13 protein-coding genes are annotated in these 17610 nt (G+C 74.3%); 6 read left to right on the forward strand and 7 right to left on the reverse strand.

Annotated features, from left to right (window positions below):
• Positions 1-19: 19 nt before the first annotated feature.
• The 3 genes from ABD665_RS21440 to ABD665_RS21450 all read right to left on the reverse strand — a co-directional run bounded on the left by ABD665_RS21440 (position 20) and on the right by ABD665_RS21450 (position 3832).
• On the reverse strand, positions 20-1534 hold the full coding sequence (locus ABD665_RS21440; RefSeq protein WP_204910981.1) for a glycosyltransferase: 1515 nt from the start codon (positions 1532-1534) through the stop codon (positions 20-22).
• A 229-nt stretch (positions 1535-1763) separates the two neighbouring features.
• Positions 1764-2672, reverse strand: a complete 909-nt coding sequence (locus tag ABD665_RS21445; RefSeq protein ID WP_204910982.1) for a 1,4-dihydroxy-2-naphthoate polyprenyltransferase — start codon at positions 2670-2672, stop codon at positions 1764-1766.
• Positions 2669-3832 (reverse strand): AMP-binding protein, encoded by a 1164-nt coding sequence (locus ABD665_RS21450; protein WP_344743087.1) that lies wholly within the window; start codon positions 3830-3832, stop codon positions 2669-2671. The genes ABD665_RS21445 and ABD665_RS21450 overlap by 4 nt, the downstream gene beginning before the upstream one ends.
• 42 nt (positions 3833-3874) lie before the next feature.
• Here ABD665_RS21450 and ABD665_RS21455 point away from each other — a divergent pair, with 42 nt between their 5' ends.
• The 3 genes from ABD665_RS21455 to ABD665_RS21465 are packed head-to-tail and all read left to right on the forward strand — an operon-like array spanning position 3875 to position 6985.
• The gene (locus ABD665_RS21455; protein ID WP_204910983.1) at positions 3875-4864 is read left to right on the forward strand and encodes an o-succinylbenzoate synthase; all 990 of its coding nucleotides are present in this window, start codon (positions 3875-3877) and stop codon (positions 4862-4864) included.
• Positions 4857-6482, forward strand: coding sequence for a 2-succinyl-5-enolpyruvyl-6-hydroxy-3-cyclohexene-1-carboxylic-acid synthase (gene menD, locus ABD665_RS21460; RefSeq protein WP_204910984.1), 1626 nt, complete (start codon positions 4857-4859; stop codon positions 6480-6482). The genes ABD665_RS21455 and menD overlap by 8 nt, the downstream gene beginning before the upstream one ends.
• A 38-nt stretch (positions 6483-6520) precedes the next feature.
• Positions 6521-6985 (forward strand): globin domain-containing protein, encoded by a 465-nt coding sequence (locus tag ABD665_RS21465; RefSeq protein ID WP_204910985.1) that lies wholly within the window; start codon positions 6521-6523, stop codon positions 6983-6985.
• Between the two features lie 34 nt (positions 6986-7019).
• On the opposite strand, the gene ABD665_RS21470 is transcribed toward ABD665_RS21465, so the two are convergent.
• From ABD665_RS21470 to sigK, 4 genes are all read right to left on the reverse strand, one after another.
• Entirely contained in the window at positions 7020-8822 is a 1803-nt protein-coding gene (locus tag ABD665_RS21470; protein WP_204910986.1) for a TM0106 family RecB-like putative nuclease, read from the reverse strand.
• On the reverse strand, positions 8819-9544 hold the full coding sequence (locus ABD665_RS21475; protein WP_204910987.1) for a demethylmenaquinone methyltransferase: 726 nt from the start codon (positions 9542-9544) through the stop codon (positions 8819-8821). Before ABD665_RS21475 ends, ABD665_RS21470 begins: the two co-directional genes overlap by 4 nt.
• Before the next feature lie 67 nt (positions 9545-9611).
• Positions 9612-10460 carry an anti-sigma factor domain-containing protein gene (locus ABD665_RS21480; protein WP_204913778.1) on the reverse strand — a complete coding sequence of 283 codons (849 nt, stop codon included), beginning with the start codon at positions 10458-10460 and terminating at the stop codon, positions 9612-9614.
• Positions 10457-11095, reverse strand: coding sequence for an ECF RNA polymerase sigma factor SigK (gene sigK / locus ABD665_RS21485; protein WP_344743091.1), 639 nt, complete (start codon positions 11093-11095; stop codon positions 10457-10459). Before sigK ends, ABD665_RS21480 begins: the two co-directional genes overlap by 4 nt.
• A gap of 181 nt (positions 11096-11276) precedes the next feature.
• On the opposite strand from sigK, the gene ABD665_RS21490 reads away from it, so the two are divergent.
• The 3 genes from ABD665_RS21490 (at position 11277) to ABD665_RS21500 (ending at position 17607) form a co-directional block, all read left to right on the forward strand.
• A complete protein-coding gene (locus ABD665_RS21490) occupies positions 11277-11921 on the forward strand; it encodes an ATP-binding cassette domain-containing protein (protein WP_204910988.1) in 645 nt (214 codons plus the stop codon).
• A complete protein-coding gene (locus tag ABD665_RS21495) occupies positions 11918-13564 on the forward strand; it encodes a DUF6297 family protein (protein WP_204910989.1) in 1647 nt (548 codons plus the stop codon). Before ABD665_RS21490 ends, ABD665_RS21495 begins: the two co-directional genes overlap by 4 nt.
• Before the next feature lie 296 nt (positions 13565-13860).
• Positions 13861-17607, forward strand: a complete 3747-nt coding sequence (locus tag ABD665_RS21500; RefSeq protein ID WP_204910990.1) for a fibronectin type III domain-containing protein — start codon at positions 13861-13863, stop codon at positions 17605-17607.
• The last annotated feature ends 3 nt before the right edge of the window (positions 17608-17610 follow it).

The raw sequence follows: 17610 nt of genomic DNA on the forward strand, positions 1-17610 counted from the left end.
GAGCCCAGGGAGGGGGGGCTCAGACCTTGTATCCGCGCTCGCGGCGGAACAGCTTGCCGAGCATGACCACCGTCTGGGCGATCGTGACGACGTAGAGGAGGGGCCAGCCGAGCCAGAGGATCGAGGTCTGGATCAGGACGGGCAGCTGGAACCAGGTGTAGCCGAGGACCAGGAAGGAGACGGCGAGGACGATCAGCGGCATCAGGTGCGAGTTGCCGGAGCCGCGCTCGGCCTTGGCCTGCTCGGCCCAGTTGTCGACCTTCACGCGGGAGAGGAACTTGGCCCAGGCGCGGACGAAGTGGCCGGCGCGCAGCCACATGTAGATCTCGGCGGGGATGCCGGTCGCGGCGAACAGGACGTCGCGGGCGTTCCGGTTCTTCATCGAGAAGGCGATGCGGACGTTCAGCAGGATCGCGACCACCGGCGGGATCAGCCAGACCGGCGAGAAGACGAAGGCGTGGATGCTGAGCGAGAAGACGAGCAGGACGAGGAAGGCGATGCGGGTGAAGATGTTCGTCGCCATGCCGAAGTTCTCGGCCCAGCGCAGCCGCAGGTTCGGGTGGAAGGGCTGGCCCTTCGTGTCGCCCCGCTGGCCCGGCCACATCAGGTCGATGGCGCCGTAGTTCCACTTGACCTGCTGGCCGTCGAGCGAGCGGACCGTGGTCATCCCGCCGACGTCGGCGCGGGCCTGCGCGGAGATCTTGGTGAGGTAGCCGGCCGACTTGATCTGCAGGCTGAGCAGCGAGTCCTCGACCTCCGAGTCGTTCACCCACGGGGTCTGCTGGTGGTTCTCGGCCATGACGGCGCGGAGGGCCTTCATCGAGAAGATCGAGCACTGGCCGCCGAGGACCGCCATGTTCCGGCCGCGGAGCATGTTCTGCATGTTGAAGGCCGCGAACTGGGTGCGCTGGCCGGCGATGAGCAGCTTGGCGACGACGCCCTTGATCTTGGTGTCGTCGATCGAGTAGATCGCGGAGATCCCGCCGATGCGGGTGTCGGAGACGATCTCGAGCTCGAGCTTCTCGACCGCGTTCGGCGCGAGCACCGTGTCGCCGTCGACGCCGAGCAGGTAGTCCGCGTCCTGGATGAGGGTGAAGCCGTAGTTGAGCGCGCCGACCTTCTTGTCCGGGTTCTGGCCGATGTCGTGCACGAAGACCTCGGTGCGCTGGCGCTTCTGGCCCTTGGCGACCTTCGGGCCCTTGTGCAGGCCGGCGAAGGGCGCGGCCAGCGCGAAGGTGTCGTCCTTGGTGTTGTTGACGATCAGGTGGATCTCGTCGGGGAGCCGGGTCTGGGCCAGCAGGCCGCGCAGCACGTCCTCGATCGACTCGGCCTCGTTGTACGCCGGGATGATGACGCCGATCCGCGGGCGGTAGGTCGGGAGGGCCTCGATGTCGGCCAGGTGCTGGTGGAGGTAGCGGGAGAGCGAGGCGTCCGTGGCGGTGTCCTGCTCGGTCTGCTCGGCCTGCGGGGCCGCGACCTCGGCGGTCTCGTCGTCCTGGTCGGCGGCCGGCGGAAGCTCGAAGAAGGTGCTCATCGGGGGTTCTCCTCGTGTCTGCCAGCGGTGTGCTGACATCCACAAGGTTGAGAGGTCAACCTTCAGGAAGCGCTCAGAGAATCGCGGCTCCCTCCCAGCCTTCCCTCAACTTCGGGTGCCGTCAGAAGGAGGGTCCCTGAGGTTGCGCCGCCGTCCCTGAGGTTCCGCAGGAACGTCTCAGGATCGTCTTGACACCGGTATCACGGGCCTTCCCAGGCGTACAGGCGGCTCAGGCGAGCAGCAGGGCGACCGCGCTGACGACGGACGCGAGGAGCCCGGCGAGGCCGGTGGCCTTGAGGACGGCGATGAGGTCGCGGCCGACGGAACCTGAGAGGACGGCCCGGCAGGGCCTCACGAGCAGCAGCAGCGGGAGCAGCCCGAGCAGCGCCCAGACCGTCGTCAGGGCGGCCACCGCCGCGAGCCCGAGGGCCGCGACCGCGACCAGGGCGACGTAGAAGGACCGCGTACGACGGTCGCCGAGCCGGGTCGCCAGCGTCAGCTTCCCGGACGCCGCGTCGCCCCGGAGGTCGCGCAGGTTGTTGGCGACCAGGACCGCCGTGGTGAGCGCCCCGACCCACACGCCGGTGAGCACGAGGGCGAGGGTGACGCGGCCGGTCTGCACGTAGCCGGTGCCGCACACGGCGACGAGGCCGAAGAAGACGAAGACGAACGCCTCGCCGAGCCCGCGGTAGCCGTACGGGCGACGTCCGCCCGTGTAGTACCAGGCGGCCAGCACCGACGCGGCGCCGACGGCCAGCAGCCACCAGTGGCCGGTGAGCAGGACCAGCACGACCCCGGCCACGGCGGCGACGCCGAAGGACGCGAAGGCCGCCGCCCGGACCGCGGCGGGCCGCGCGAGGCCGGACCCGACGAGACGCAGCGGCCCGACCCGGTCGGCGTCGGTGCCGCGGATGCCGTCGGAGTAGTCGTTGGCGAAGTTCACGCCGACCTGCAGCGCGAGGCTGACGAGCAGGGCGAGGAGCGCGGCGACGGGGGCGACCCGCCCCTCGAACCCCACGAGGCCGGTCGCGGCGACGACGGGCGTGATCGCGGCGGGCAGCGTCCGGGGCCGCGCGCCCTCCAGCCACTGCGCCGCGGTGGCGCGGGCGGCCGGGGCCTGGTCTGCGTGCGCGGTCATCGTTCGTCCTCCGGGTCGGTCAGGTCGGTCTGGAGCCGGCGGCGGTCGACCTTGCCGCTGCTCGTACGGGGCAGGCGGTCGAGGACGACCAGCCGGCGCGGGGCGGCGTACGGGGGCAGCTCGGCACGGACCCACGCCTGCAGGGCCGCGAGCGCCAGGTCCTCGTGCGGTGCCGCGTCGGTGACGGCCACCACCTCGACGCCCCAGTGGCGGTGGGGCACGCCCACGACCGCGACGTCGGCGGTCGTGCACGGCGCCCAGGAGCGGGCCCGGGCCTCGACGGCCGCGAGGTCGACGTTGAGGCCGCCGCTCACCACGACGTCGTCGGTCCGGCCGAGGACCTGCAGCCGCGGGACCGGACCGGAGGTGTCCCAGCGCGCCCGGTCGGCCGTCCGCAGCCGGCCGTCGACCAGGGTCTCGGCGGTGAGGTCGGGGCGACCGCGGTAGCCGGAGAAGAGCACCGGGCCGGCGACGCTGACGCGGCCGTCCTCCGGCGCCACCCGCACGTCCACGCCGTCCAGCGGCACGCCGTCGTAGACGCAGCCGCCGCAGGTCTCGCTCATGCCGTAGGTCGTCACGCAGGGGACGCCGGCCGCCCGCGCGAGGGCCAGCAGCGCCGGGTCGGTCGCGCCGCCGCCGACGAGGACCGCGTCCAGGCAGGCGAGCGCGTCGACCAGGTCGGGGCGCTCGAGCGCCCGGACGAGCTGGGTCGGGACGACGGAGAGGTAGCGGCGCCCGGCGGGTAGGGACAGGCCCGGCAGGTCGGCGAGGTCCCGGGCCAGCGGGACCACGGACGTCCCGGCCAGGTGCGCACGGGCCAGGACCATGAGTCCCGCGACGTAGTGGCGGGGCAGGGGCAGCAGCCAGTGGCCGGGCCCCCCGAGCCGCGCGTGCGTGGCCTCGGCGCCCGCACGGATCGCGGCGGCCGAGAGCACCACGGCCTTGGGCTCGCCCGTCGAACCCGAGCTGAGCACGACCACCGCGGCGTCGGGGTCGGCCGGTTCCTCCAGGCGGAGGGCGCGCAGGGCGCGGGTGCGCTCGACGGGTGCGGTGGGCAACGGGGCGACGGGGGCGCCGCCGTCGAGCGCGGCCGCCAGCGCCGCCGGCAGGTCCGCCTCCTCGACGGGGCGGAGCAGCGTCGTCGTGCTGCCCGCGGTCACCGAACCAGCCTAGGCGCGGAGCCATGGGGGAGACTCCACGTCATGACGAGCGAGCCGGCGTACGCGGTGCGCGGCTACTCCGTGGCGGTGCCCGTGCGGTTCCGGGGGCTGACGGCGCGCCAGGGCCTGCTCTGGCGGGGTCCGGCCGGCTGGGCCGAGTGGAGCCCGTTCCTCGACTACTCGGGCGCCGAGCTCGTGCCCTGGCTGCGCGCCGCGGACGAGGCCGCCGAGGTGGGCTGGCCGGCGCCGGTGCGCACCCACGTCCCGGTCAACTGCACCGTGCCGGCCGTCGGGCCCGAGCAGGCTCACGCGATCGTGACGGCCTCCGGCTGCCGCACGGCGAAGGTCAAGGTCGCCGACCCGGGCCAGACGCTCGCCGACGACCTGGCCCGCTGCGAGGCGGTGCGCGACGCCCTCGGCCCCGACGGCCGGCTGCGGGTCGACGCGAACGGGGCCTGGGACCTCGACGCCGCCGAGCGCGCCGTCCGCGCCCTCGACCGCTTCGACCTCGAGTACGTCGAGCAGCCCTGCGCGGCCGTCGAGGACCTGGCCGCGCTGCGGGTGCGCCTGGCGCACGCCGGCCGGCCGGTCCCGGTCGCCGCGGACGAGTCGATCCGTCGGGCCGAGGACCCCTACCGCGTCGTCGCCCTCGACGCCGCCGACGTCGCCGTGCTGAAGGTGGCGCCGCTCGGCGGGGTGCGCGCGGCCCTGGAGGTGGCCGAGCGCATCGGGCTGCCGGTGGTCGTGTCGAGCGCCCTGGAGACCTCGGTCGGCCTCGCGGCCGGCGTGGCGCTGGCCGCCGCGCTGCCCGAGCTGCCGTACGCCTGCGGCCTCGCGACCCTCGGGCTGCTCGCCGACGACGTCGCGACCGAGCCCCTGCGGGCGGTCGACGGGATGCTGCCGGTCCGCCCGGTCGCCGTCGACGAGGAGCGCCTCGCCCGGCACCGCATGAGCGACGCCGACGAGGGCCGCTGGCGCGAGCGGCTGGCCGTCACCCGGTCCCTGGACGCCGGACGGGGCGCCCGTGGCTGACGCGGCGGAGCTCGCCCGGACGTTGGTGGCGTCCCTGCTGGCCGGCGGGGTGCGCGAGGTCGTGCTGGCCCCCGGCTCGCGCAGCGCGCCCCTCGCCCTCGTGCTGTGGGCGGCCGACCGCGACGGCCGGCTGCGGCTGCACGTCCGGGTGGACGAGCGCGGCGCCGGGTTCCTCGCGCTGGGCCTGGCCAAGGCGTCCGGCCGGCCCGTCCCGGTCGTCACCACGTCGGGGACGGCCGTCGCCAACCTGCACCCGGCGGTCCTCGAGGCGTGGCACAGCCACGTCCCCCTGGTCGTGGTCAGCGCGGACCGGCCCGCCGCGCTGCGCTGGACCGGCGCCAACCAGACCACGCACCAGGAGGGCCTCTTCGCGACGCACGTCCGGGCGTCGGCGACGGTGACCGCCGCCGGGGGCGTGCCGTACGAGGTCGGCCGGCTGCTCGCCGCGGCGACCGGGGTGCGGTCCCGGCTCCCGGGACCGGTGCACCTCGACGTCGAGCTGGCCGACCCGCTCGTGCCCACCGCGGGGGAGCCGGACCAGGACCTGCCCGCGGTCGCGCTCACCACCTTCGCGTCCGCGCCCCCGGCCGACCCCCTGGTGCTCGAGCCGGGCGTACGGACCGTCGTCGTCGCCGGCGACGCGCCGCCGGCGCTCGGGCGGGCGTGGGCGGAGCGTGCGGCCGCGGCGTCCGTGCCGCTGCTGGCCGAGGCGTCGAGCAACGCCCGCTCCGGGCCGGCCGCCCTGAGCACCTACCGCCTGCTGCTGACCGGGCTGGCGGCCGAGGTCGAACGCGTGGTGGTCGTCGGGCACCCGACCCTCACGCGCCCGGTCAGCCGGCTGCTGGCGCGCACCGACGTCGAGCTGGTCGTGACCACCCCGTACGCCGACTGGCCCGACCCGGGACGTGCCGCGACGCGCGTCGTCGACGACGTCGTGCTGGCCGCGCCGGGGGAGGCCGAGCACGCCTGGTTCCGTGGGTGGCGCGCCGCCGAGGACGAGCTGCGCGGACGGGTCGACGCGCTGCTCGAGGGCTGGCCCGGCCTGACCGGCCCGGAGGTCGCCCGGACCGTGCTCGAGGCCCAGCGGCCCACCGACGTGCTGCTCGTCGGCTCGTCGAACCCGGTGCGCGACCTGGACCTCGCCCCGGTCGGCGACCGGCCGCCCGCCGTCTACGCGAACCGCGGCCTCGCCGGCATCGACGGCCTGGTGTCGACGGCGGTGGGCGTCGCGTGGGGGACCGGGTCGCCGGTGACCGCGCTCCTCGGCGACCTCACGCTGCTCCACGACGCGTCGGGGCTCGTCGTCGGTCCGCTCGAGCCGCGGCCCGACGTGCGGTTCGTGGTCGTCAACGACGACGGCGGCAGCATCTTCACCACCCTCGAGCAGGGCGCGTCCGACCACGCCCGCTCGTTCGAGCGCGTCTTCGGCACCCCGCAGGGCGTGCGCGTCGAGGGCCTGGCCCACGCCGCAGGCCTCGCGTACGCGCAGGTGGACGACGTCGCCGGTCTGCGGGCAGCGCTGAGACGTCCGCCGAGCGGGCTCGAGCTGGTCGAGGTGCGCCTCGACCGGACCCGCCGCCGTGCCCTCGACGAGGCGCTGCGGGAGCTGGCCGGCTGACCCTGGCGCAGGCGCTGCAACGGTGTAATCATGACGAGATGTCCGAGGATCCGGCGCTCGTCGACTGGGCCGGGGGCCCGACGGCGCTGCGTGCCCTGATCGACGCCTTCTACGACCGGGTCGAGACCGACGACCTGCTCGCGCCCTTCTTCCCCGGCGGGGTCGGCACCGAGCACCGTGAGCACGTGGCCGACTGGTGGACCGAGGTCTTCGGCGGCCCCGCGACCTACACCGAGCGGCACGGCGGCTACGAGGTGATGCTCGCCCACCACCGCGGCCTCGGCATCACCCCGGACCAGCGGCACCGCTTCGTCTCGCTGATGAGCCGGGCGGCGGACGACGCCCGTCTGCCGGCGGACCCCGAGTTCCGCTCGGCGCTGCTCGCCTACGTCGAGTGGGGCACGCGGCTCGCGATGGCCAACTCCCAGCCCGGGGCGGACGTCGCCGAGCACGCGCCCGTGCCGCGCTGGGGCTGGGGCGTCGCCCCGCCCTGGACGGGCTGAGCGGCCGGCGGAGGCCGACCTCCGCCGCAGTGCGTCAGGTCTGCTCGCGCAGCCAGGCGCGCACGTGCCGGGTGGCGAGCACGTCGTCCTCGTTGTAGGCGAGCACCCGCGCCTCGGCGCTCGCGCGCGCCTCCGGGCTGGGGCCGTGCACGGCGTCCGCGAACCAGCCCTGGGAGTTGAGGCCGCCCGGGTCGTCGTCGCGCCAGGCGAAGCCGGCGTGCGCCGCGACCAGCTTGAGCCCGAGGCCGCTGACCCCGAACCAGTGCTCCTTGACGACCTCGAAGAGGTCCACGAACCCCTCCCGCGCGTACGCCGACGCCCACGCGAGCACGGGGTGCCCGGACCGGCGGGCGAGGGCGTCGATCTGGTTGGGCTCGTACGAGCTGTAGTGGTAGACCGCCACCGAGGCGCCCTCCTCGACCAGCCCGCGCAGCCAGGTGAAGGCCTCCACGGCGAGCGCCGTCTCCGCGTCGTCGTCCAGGTCGCGGAACCCGGCGAAGGCGACGTACGTGCCCGGACCCTCGCCCCGGTCGGGGCGCTCGACCCAGAAGCCCCACAGGTAGACGCGGCCCTCGGCCGAGCTCTCGATGTCCAGGTCGACCTCGACCTCGGCGCCGCGCACGGCGATCGGGCCGCTGGTCTCGCGGACGAAGGGCACGCCGCCCTCGAGGAGCCGGGCCCGCCGGGCCGCCGTGCGGAGCCGGGACTCGGCGTGGCTGCGCCGGGGCACGCGCTCCAGGTAGCGGGGGAGCAGGACGTCGAGGTCGGCGGCGGCGAGCGCGTGGACGGTGCCCGCGCCGAGGTCGCGGAGCGCCTCCACCTCGGTGCGGTCGAGCGCGCCGCGGTCGATGCGCAGGCTCACGTCGTCGTCGTCGAGCCGCGACCGGCAGCCCTCCCACCACGGGCAGGAGGCGCACTCGCGCACGACGACCGGTTCCAGCAGCGGCTCGCCCCGACGGGCGGCCTCGGCGACGGCGACGCGGCGGGCGAAGGCGCCGTCGTAGCGCTCGAGCGCGGTCTCCAGCCGGTAGCCGCCCTCGACCGCGGGGTCGAACGTGCGCAGCAGGGGCTCGCCGAGGTCGCACCAGGTCAGCCCGACCTCGTCGCCGTCGGCCACGGGGTCGGTGCCCACCAGCCCGCCCCACGGGGTCGCCGCGCCGAAGCCGGCGGCCTGCAGGAGCCGGTGGTGGTGGGCGAGCTGGCGCAGGTCGCGCTCCTCGGACCGGAGCCGCAGCACCAGGCCCGGGCGCCGTCGCAGGTGGACCGGTGAGGGCTGGCCGAAGGTGGTCCAGGGCAGGGTGGGCCCGCCCTCGCTCGCGGTGTCGGCGCGGTCCTGCGCCTCGGCGGCTGCAGCCCTGCCCGTCGGCGCGGGGGCCAGCACCTTGTGCCAGACGACGAGCACGGGGTGGTAGGTCGGTCGGCCGTCCGCCGTGTCCGCGCCGCGGACGAGCAGGTCGGGTGCGCCGCTGCGGTGGCCGTCCACGTCGAGCGGCAGGACGCCGCCGACGACCGCGTCCACGCCGTCGAGCAGCGCGCGCCGCGTCGCCGCGGCCTGCACGTCTGCCCCGTCGGCGGCGAGCAGCCGCAGGTCGACGACGCGTCCGCGGCACCGGTCGATGAGCTGCTCGAGCACGACGGCCTCGTGCCGGCGGGCGGCCTCGGCCCGCAGGGCCAGCGGGTCGTCGGCCGCGGCGGGACGGACGGGCCGGGGCGTGTCGCGGGGGTCGAAGCGGTGCTGGGTCTTGACCGGGCAGCTGCGGGCGGCCCACGCGTCGAGCAGGACCGGACGGTCGGCGGTGCGGACGGGAGCGGGCGGCAGCGCCGCGTCCACGGTCACCGCGACGCCCGGTGCAGCGCGACCACGCCGCCGGAGAGGTTGCGCCACTCGACCCCGCGCCAGCCGGCGTCCGTGAGCCGGGCGGCCAGGCCGGCCTGGTCGGGCCAGGCCCGGATGGACTCGGCCAGGTACTGGTAGGCCGCCGGGTTGGACGACACCAGCTGCGCGATGCGGGGCAGCGCGCCCACGAGGTACTCGCTGTAGACCCGGCGGAACGGCGCCCAGGTCGGCGAGGAGAACTCGCAGACCACGAGCCGGCCGCCCGGGCGGGTCACCCGGCGCATCTCGGTCAGCGCGGCGGCCGTGTCCTCGACGTTGCGCAGCCCGAAGGAGATGGTGACCGCGTCGAAGGCGCCGTCGGCGTACGGCAGCTGGAGCGCGTCGGCCGCCACGAAGGAGAGCGCCGGGCGCCGCTGCTTGCCGACGCGCAGCATGCCGAGGGAGAGGTCGGTGGGGACGACGGTGGCGCCGGCGAGGGCGAAGGGCTCGCTCGAGGTGCCGGTGCCGGCAGCGAGGTCGAGCACCCGCTCGCCCGGCCGGGCGTCGACCGCCTCGAGCACCGCCCGGCGCCAGGCGCGGTCCTGCCCGAGGGACAGCACGTCGTTGGCGAGGTCGTAGCGCGCGGCCACCCCGTCGAACATCGACGCGACGTCGGAGCGGCGCTTGGCCAGGGTGGCCCGGGCACCCGCCCGACCAGGGGTTCCGGCTACGTCGTCGACCATGGGAGGAACTCTGGCACGGACCACCGACAGGAACGGTCCCGCGCCGGAGCGGTGGGCGGGACCGGCGTCAGATCTTGACGGCGCCGAGGACCGGCGTGGTCGGCGCGGCCGGGTCGGACCCGGCCGGCTCGATGTTCACGGCGAGCGCGGTCGAGTCGGCGACCGGCCCCGTGAACAGCTGTGTCTGGTTCGCCCCGCCCGGCAGGGTGCTGTCGGGCCGGACCACCGTGTCGCCCTTGAGCGTCCACAGGTGGTACTCGTTCCCGGCGCCGGGCAGCGGCAGGTCGGTGCTGACGAAGGCCGCACGGTTCTGGCTCTTGGAGACGACGAAGGAGACCTGGGCGCCGTTCGACAGGGTCGTCGGCAGGATCTCGGCGTCCGGCGCCGCGAGCAGGGACGGGTCCACCTCGGGTGCCTGCGTGGCCGGGGGCCCGGCGACCGGCGCCTCCGGCTGGCGGGCGAGGGAGTAGACGACGCCACCCAGTGCGAGGGCGAGGACCGACACGGCCGCGACGAGGACCGACAGCACGCGTGCCCGGCGGTTGGCGCGTCGCACCGCCAGCTCGTCGACGGGGTCGGCGGTGGCGCGTGCGGGGGAGAGGGCCGGGACCGGCACGGCGTCCGGCCCGTCCTCGGACTCCTCCTGCGCGCTCGCGGGCATCGCCCGTCGGGGCCGGCCGGGGGCCGGGGGCAGCTGCTCGACGCCGACGACGGCGGCGAGGATCGCCGCGCGCAGCTCGGGCGGGGGCGGCGGCGCCGACGCGGTCAGGACGAGGTCGGAGGCGACCTCGCCGAACTCGGCGACCTCAGCGCGGCAGTCCGCGCAGCCGGCGAGGTGCAGCTCGAACTCCTGCTGCTCCGTCGGGTCCAGGGCGTCGAGGGCGTACGCGGCGGCGAGGTCGTGGATCTCGTTCACGACTCCACCCCCAACGTGTTGCGCAGACTGATCAGACCGTCGCGGATGCGGGTCTTGACGGTCCCCAGCGGGACCTTGAGCCGTTCGGCCACCTGGCTCTGCGTGTAGCCGCCGAAGTAGGCCAGCGTCAGCGCCTCGCGCTGGATCGGCGTCAGCGACTCCAGGCCCTTGCGGACGCGGTCCGCGTCGAGCCGCTCGGAGACGCCCTCCCACACGTGGTCGATCTCGCGACCGGGCTCGGCCCGTGCGTAGTGCTCGTCCCGCGCGACCTCGCTCGTCACCGAACGTACGCGGTCGATCGCCCGGCGATGGGCCATCGTCGTGATCCACGCGGTCACGGAACCCTTCGACTCCTCGAAGCGTGCCGCCTGCCGCCAGACCTCCGTGTAGACCTCCTGGGTCACCTCGGCGGCGTGGTCGGCGGAGCGGAGCACGCGCCAGACGACCCCGTACGTGCGGGTCGAGGTGGCGTCGTAGAGGAGCGCGAAGGCGTCGGCGTCGCCGCGGGCCACGCGCCGGAGGAGGTCGGCCAGCTCGGCCGCCTCCTGCACTCGGTCGGCCCTGGCGCTCGCGGCGGCAGCGTCGTCGGACGGGCCGGAGGGCTCCGGTCCGTCGGCGACGACGCGCAGGTTCACGCGGCGACCGTACCCCGGACCGGTGGTCGGGAGGCGGAACGGCGCCTCCAGCAGCTGTGCGGACACCGTGACCCTCCCCCCTGGAGCTCGAACGGCAGGACGGTCGTCCGTGCGCGTCGGGGATGGTTCGGTGACCGCGTCGTCAGGGATTGGTCGACCACGGCTGAGGCACACTTCTCCGGTGGCCAAACGCGCGACCGTGCTCAAGGTGACCGGCCTGCGCCGTGCCTTCGGACCCAACACGATCTTCGACAAGTTCAACCTCGAGGTGCGGGCGGGCGAGGCGATCGCGCTCACCGGACGCAACGGCGCCGGCAAGTCGACGCTGCTCCGCTGCCTCGTCGGGGCCGACCGCCCCGACGAGGGGACGATCGAGGTCTGCGGCAACCCGATGTCGGAGACGGACCCGCAGGTGCGCCGCGACGTGGCCACCGTGATCGACGACCTCGACTTCTTCCCCGACCTCTCCGTCGTGGAGCACCTCGACCTGCTGGCCCGCGCGCACGGCATCACCGACCCGGACGCCCAGGTCGACGAGGTCCTCGAGGAGGTGCAGCTGGTGCCGCAGTCCGGCCAGCTCCCCGGCACCCTGTCCTCCGGCCAGCGCCGCCGCCTCGCGCTCGCCACCGCCTTCGTCCGGCCGCGCCGGCTGCTGATCCTCGACGAGCCCGAGCAGCGCCTGGACGTCGAGGGCATCGGCTGGCTGTCGCGCCGGCTGCAGGCCGAGCGTCAGCAGGGCCTGGCCATCGTCTTCGCGAGCCACGAGCCGACCCTCGTCGAGAGCGTCGCGACCCGCACCGTGACGCTCGGGGCGCCGCGCGGATGAGTGCCACCGACGTCGACGAGGTCGACGGGCCCGAGCCGCCCGCGCCGCCCGTCCTGACGCCCGCCTCGACCCGCGAGCTGCGCGGGCTGATGAAGGACTGGCGCCGCGGCCGTGCCACCCGCAACCTGGGTCAGGCGCTGAGCGACGCGTACGTCGCCGTGATCGCCGCCCTGATGATCGGCGCGATGACGGTGAACGTCATCCTCAAGGCGCAGCGCGTGGTGGCGGGCTGCGACACCGCCTCCTGCCTCTCCGCACGCGCCCTGCTGCCCTGGGCCGCGGTGCTCGCGGCCGTCGCGACCGCGCTGGCCGTCGCCCGGTTGTTCGGTCCGGTGCTCGCCTCGGCCGCCGAGGGCTTCTGGCTGCTCGACGCCCCGATCTCGCGCTCCAAGCTGCTGCGCTCGCGCCTCGTCGCCGCCCTGCTGGTCGCGTTCGTGGGCGGGGGTCTCATCGGGGGGCTCGTCTCCCTGCTCACCGGCTCCGGCGGGCTCGAGGCCGCGGTGTGGGCGGTCGCCACCGGCGTCGCCGCGTCCGCCTCCGTCGCCGCGGCCGCCGCGCAGCAGGGCCGTGAACGGCACAAGCTGAGCCGCGCGGCGTCGTTCGTCTTCGGGCTCCTCGCCGTGGTCGTGCTCCTCGGGGTGGTCGGCGTGGCGGCCGACCGGCTCACCCTCGCGCTGGACTCGACGCTGGGCACGGAGATCGGCGGCGCCGTCGCCGCGCTCGCGGTGGTGGTCCTGCTCGTGGCCGGTGTGCTCGCCGTACGCCGGCTCGCCTCCATCCGGCGGACGCGGCTGGTCAGCGGCGGGTCGCTCGTGCGCGGCATCTCCGGTGCGTTCTTCGCCCTCGACATCGGGCTGGCGCGCGACATCGTCGTGCAGCGCCGGACGATGGAGATCGGCCACGTCACGCCCCGGCGCGGCCACGGCGAGGGCCTGCAGGCGCTCACCTGGCGCGAGTGGCAGCGCCTCCGCCGCTTCCCGCAGCCGCTCGTCGGCTGGGCCGGGACGCTCGTCGTCCCCTACGCCTCCGAGGCGCTCGGGCTGAGCGCCGTCACCGCCGTGTTCGGCGCGCTGGCGCTGTTCGGCGCGACCGTGCCGATGCTCAACGGGCTCCGCGTCCTGACCCGCTCCGGCGGGCTCGCGCGCTGCCTGCCCTTCTCCATGGCCCAGATCAAGATGTCGATGGTCACGGTCCCGGCGATCCTCGCGGCCGTCTGGGCCGTGCTCGTGGCGCCCGCGTTCGTCGGCGTCGCGGGAGGGGTGGACCGGCCCTTCGGGACCGCCTCGCTGATGGCCGTGGCGACCGCGGGTGCCGGGCTGCTCGCGGCCATCCGCTGGACCCAGGCCAAGGGCGTCGACTTCAGCAAGCCGATGGTGTCGACGCAGGCCGGCGCGCTGCCCCCGGGCCTCGTCACGAACCTCTTCCGCGGCTTCGACGTCTGCCTGCTGGCGACCGCGCCGATGCTGCTCGGCTTCTCGCCCCTGTGGTCGCTGGCCATCGAGGCGATCACCGCGCTCGTGCTGTTCAACTCGTTCGACGCCGACTCGATGCGCGCCCGCCAGCAGGACGCGCAGCGCCAGGTCGAGCTGCAGAAGCGCGAGCGCGAGGCCCAGAACACGATCGCCAAGCAGCGCAAGCGCTGACGGGTCCCACGGCGACCCTGCTCGACCCCTCGTCGTCGGCGAAGTGAACCTAAGAAGAAGGACGAGCATCGAGCAGTGCACCGCTGTGCACTTCTTCGTCCTGATAGGACTCCAGGCTTTGGGAGCGACAGTTCCGCTCGCCTGAGAGACCTCTCAGGACTGAGTTCTCGTCAGCAGCGGCACCTTCCGGACGACCCGCTTCCTACGCTTCGTCCGCGCCCGCCACGTCCAGCCGGCAGCGCAGTGAAGTGTGAACCAGCAGTCGCGGGGGCGGCTCGTCCTCGGAGGCCCCCCGCATGCGTCCCACCCCCGCCCTGCCGTCCAGACCCGTGCGCGCGAAGCGCTTCGCCGGTACGGGTGCGGTGACCGCGCTCGCCGTGATCGGCGCCGTGCTCGTCCCCGCCGCCCCGGCGCAGGCGGCGGGCGTCGTCGGCCCGGGGACGTGGGAGAACTCCTCCTCCAAGATCTCCTACAAGGGCACCTGGAAGACCTCGAAGTCGAGCACGTACTCGGGCGGCTCGATCCGGACGCTGAGCTCCTCCGGCTACGCCAAGCTGTCGTTCACGACCTCCGGCGTCCGCTGGGTCTCGCGGACCAGCAGCGCCTCGGGGATCGCCGACGTCTACGTCGACGACGTCAAGAAGGCCACCGTCGACCTCTACTCGCCGACGACGAAGACCCAGCAGGTCGTCTACGAGGTGGCCGGCCTGCCCGAGAAGACCCACACGATCAAGGTCGTCCGGACCGGCAGGAAGAACGCGAGGTCCAGCGGCAAGAACATCCAGCTCGACGCCTTCGTCGCCCCCGACGTCCAGGCGCCGGCCGCCCCGACCGGCCTCGCGACGAAGGTCTCGGGCGACGACGTGACGCTCACCTGGGCGGCGAACGCCGAGAGCGACGTCAGCGCCTACCGCGTCTACCGGCGGGTGGGGGCGGGCGGTGACCGCACGCTCCTCGCTACCACCACGGCGAAGACCCGGAGCGCGACGGACCCCGGCCGGCAGCCGGGCGAGACCGACGTCTACGACGTCGTGGCGGTGGACACCTCCGGCAACGTCTCCGCCCCCTCGGCGAGCACCTCGGTGACCCTGCCGCTCTCCCCGCGCGACGCGGGCACGTACGACGACACGAACGCGGCCGTCGGGCTCCGCGGCGCCTGGACGAAGGTCACCTCGAGCGCGGACCTGGGCGGCTCGTACGCGTCGCTCCCGTCGGCCGGCTACGCCCAGCTCTCCTTCCGGACCTCCGGGGTCCGCTGGGTCACCCGCACCGACGCCGCCTCGGGCATCGCCGACGTCTACCTCGACGGGGTCAAGCAGGCCAGCGTCGACCTCTACTCGGCCACCACGAAGCCGCAGCAGGTCGTCTGGGAGGCCAAGGGCCTGCCCGAGGCGCCGCACACGGTGCGGGTGGTCTGGACCGGGAACAGGAACGCGGCCGCGCGCACCGCGGCGATCACCCTCGACGCCTTCGTCGTCCCCGACGTCACCGCACCCGCGGCGCCGGCCGGCGTCAAGGCCGTGGCCTCGGGCACCGACGCCGTGGTCACGTGGTCCGCCAGCGGCGAGGCCGACCTCCAGGGCTACCGGGTCTACGAGCGCGTCGGCGCGAACGGTGCCCGCACGCTGGTGGGCAGCCCGGCCGCCGGAACCACCACGCTCACCGTGCCGGCCCGCACGCAGGGTGACACGCTCGTCTACGACGTCGTCGCGGTCGACACCTCCGGCAACGCGTCCGCCTCCTCGCGCACGGCGTCCGTGACGATCCCCGTCCAGCCGAAGGGCGCCGGGCGCTACGAGAACGACGACCCCGCCGTCACCCTCGTCGGCGACTGGTCCGTCATCCCCTCCACCCTCGAGTCCGGCGGGTCGTACGGCGCCCTCACCACCGACGGCTACGCGCAGGTGTCGTTCGACACGAGCGGGGTCCGCTGGATCAGCCGCCTGAACAACTACTCCGGCACCGCCGACGTCTACCTCGACGGCGTGAAGACGGCCACGGTCGACCTCTACTCGTCGACCACGAGGTTCCAGCAGGTCGTCTACGAGGCCAAGGGCCTGCCCGAGACGCCGCACACGCTCCGGATCGTCCGGACGGGCGCGAAGAACGCCGCCTCGCGCGGTTCCGGGATCATGCTCGACGCCTTCGTCGCCACCGACGTCTACCCGCCGTCCGCCCCGCGCGACCTGGCCGTGGCGCCGAAGCCCGGCGGCATGGACCTGCGCTGGACCCCCAGCCCCGAGACCGACGTCAGCGCCTACCGCGTCTACCGGGGCACGGCGTCCGGGACGCTGACCCTGCTCTCGACCCAGACCGCGGACGACAGCGACGCGGTGGACGAGGGGCTGCAGCCGGGGGCCACCTTCCGCTACCAGGTCACCGCCGTGGACAGCAGCGGCAACGAGTCGGCGCGCTCGGCCGTCGTCAGCGGGACGGTCCCGATGGCCGCGCTGCCGGCCGGGACCTACCAGGACGACGACGCCAGCGTGACCAAGACGGGCGCCTGGGAGCGGGTGGAGTCGAGCAACGACAGCGGCGGCTCGTCCTCGTTCCTGAACAGCGCGGGCTACACCGAGCTGTCCTTCGCGACCAGCGGCATCCGCTGGATCGCGCGGACCAACAGCTACTCGGGGACGGCGGACGTCTACCTCGACGGGAAGAAGACGACCACGGTCGACCTCTACTCCGCGGCCACGAGGACCGGGCAGAACGTCTACGAGGTCAAGGGCCTGCCCGAGACCGGGCACACCCTGCGGATCGTGTGGACCGGCAAGCGGAACGCGGCGTCCACGGGCAGCCGGATCACCCTCGACTCCCTGGTCGCGCCCGACATCTACGCCCCGGCGTCGCCCGCGACCCTGACGGCCACGCCGACGCGGACCGGCGCGACGCTGGCCTGGACGAAGAGCCCGGACCGCGACGTCGCGACCTACCGCCTGCTGCGCCGGGCCGCCGGCTCGACCGCCGACGTCCTCGTCGGCACGACCGACCCGGCGACGACGACCTTCACCGACGTCGGTCTGGCGGACGCCGCCAGCTACTCCTGGACGGTCGTGGCCCGCGACACCACCGGGAACGACTCGCGCGCCTCGGTCGCCGCCGTGCTGACCACGGGGGCAGACCCGTACCTCGCCTACCCCCTCCGCTACAGCACCTGCCCGGCGGCGACGAAGAAGGTGACCAACAGCAAGGAGCTCACAGCGGCCGTCGCGGCCGGCACGTCGGGCACGGTGATCCAGCTCGCGCCCGGGACGTACGCGGCGAACGTCGTGATCAGCACCAAGGCCACGGCCGACAAGCCGATGTGGATCTGCGGGCCCCGCACCGCCGTGATCGACAACGGCGACTTCACGAAGGGCTACGGGATCCGGGTGAACGGGGCGAACAACCTCGTCCTCGCCGGCATGACCGTGCGGAACGTGCAGAAGGGCGTGTCCGTCCAGTACGCCAAGAACGTCACGATCGCCGACCTCCGGGTGGAGCAGATCGGCGACGAGGCGATCCACCTCAAGAACCAGACCCGGGACAGCACGGTGATCGGCAACTCGATCGACACCACCGGGCTGAACGCCAAGAACTACGGCGAGGGCGTCTACATCGGCACCGCACAGGGCAACTGGTGCCTCTACAACGACTGCCAGCCCGACACGAGCGACCGCAACGTCGTCGCGTTCAACGACATCCGCAACAACACGGCGGAGTCGATCGAGGCCAAGGCCGGCACCAACGACGGCACCATGTGGAAGAACACCCTCGACGGCGGCGCCATCACCGCCGACGACGCGGACTCGCTGATCCAGGTGATGGGCAGCGGGTGGGTGATCTCCGGCAACACGGCTCCCCGCAGCCCCGAGGACGCCATCCAGATCTGGAACACCGACGACGGCAGCTACGGCGTGGGCAACATCGTCTACGACAACTCCGTCGTCGAGCCGCCCCCCGGCTACGTGGTGCACCTGCCGTTCGTGAACGACGGGAACGTCGTCGGCTGCAACAACAGCAAGGGCGCCAAGGGCATGGCCAACCAGCCCTGCCAGAACTGAGGC

Source organism: Microlunatus spumicola (assembly GCF_039536445.1).
In the GTDB taxonomy this organism is placed as follows: domain Bacteria; phylum Actinomycetota; class Actinomycetes; order Propionibacteriales; family Propionibacteriaceae; genus Microlunatus; species Microlunatus spumicola.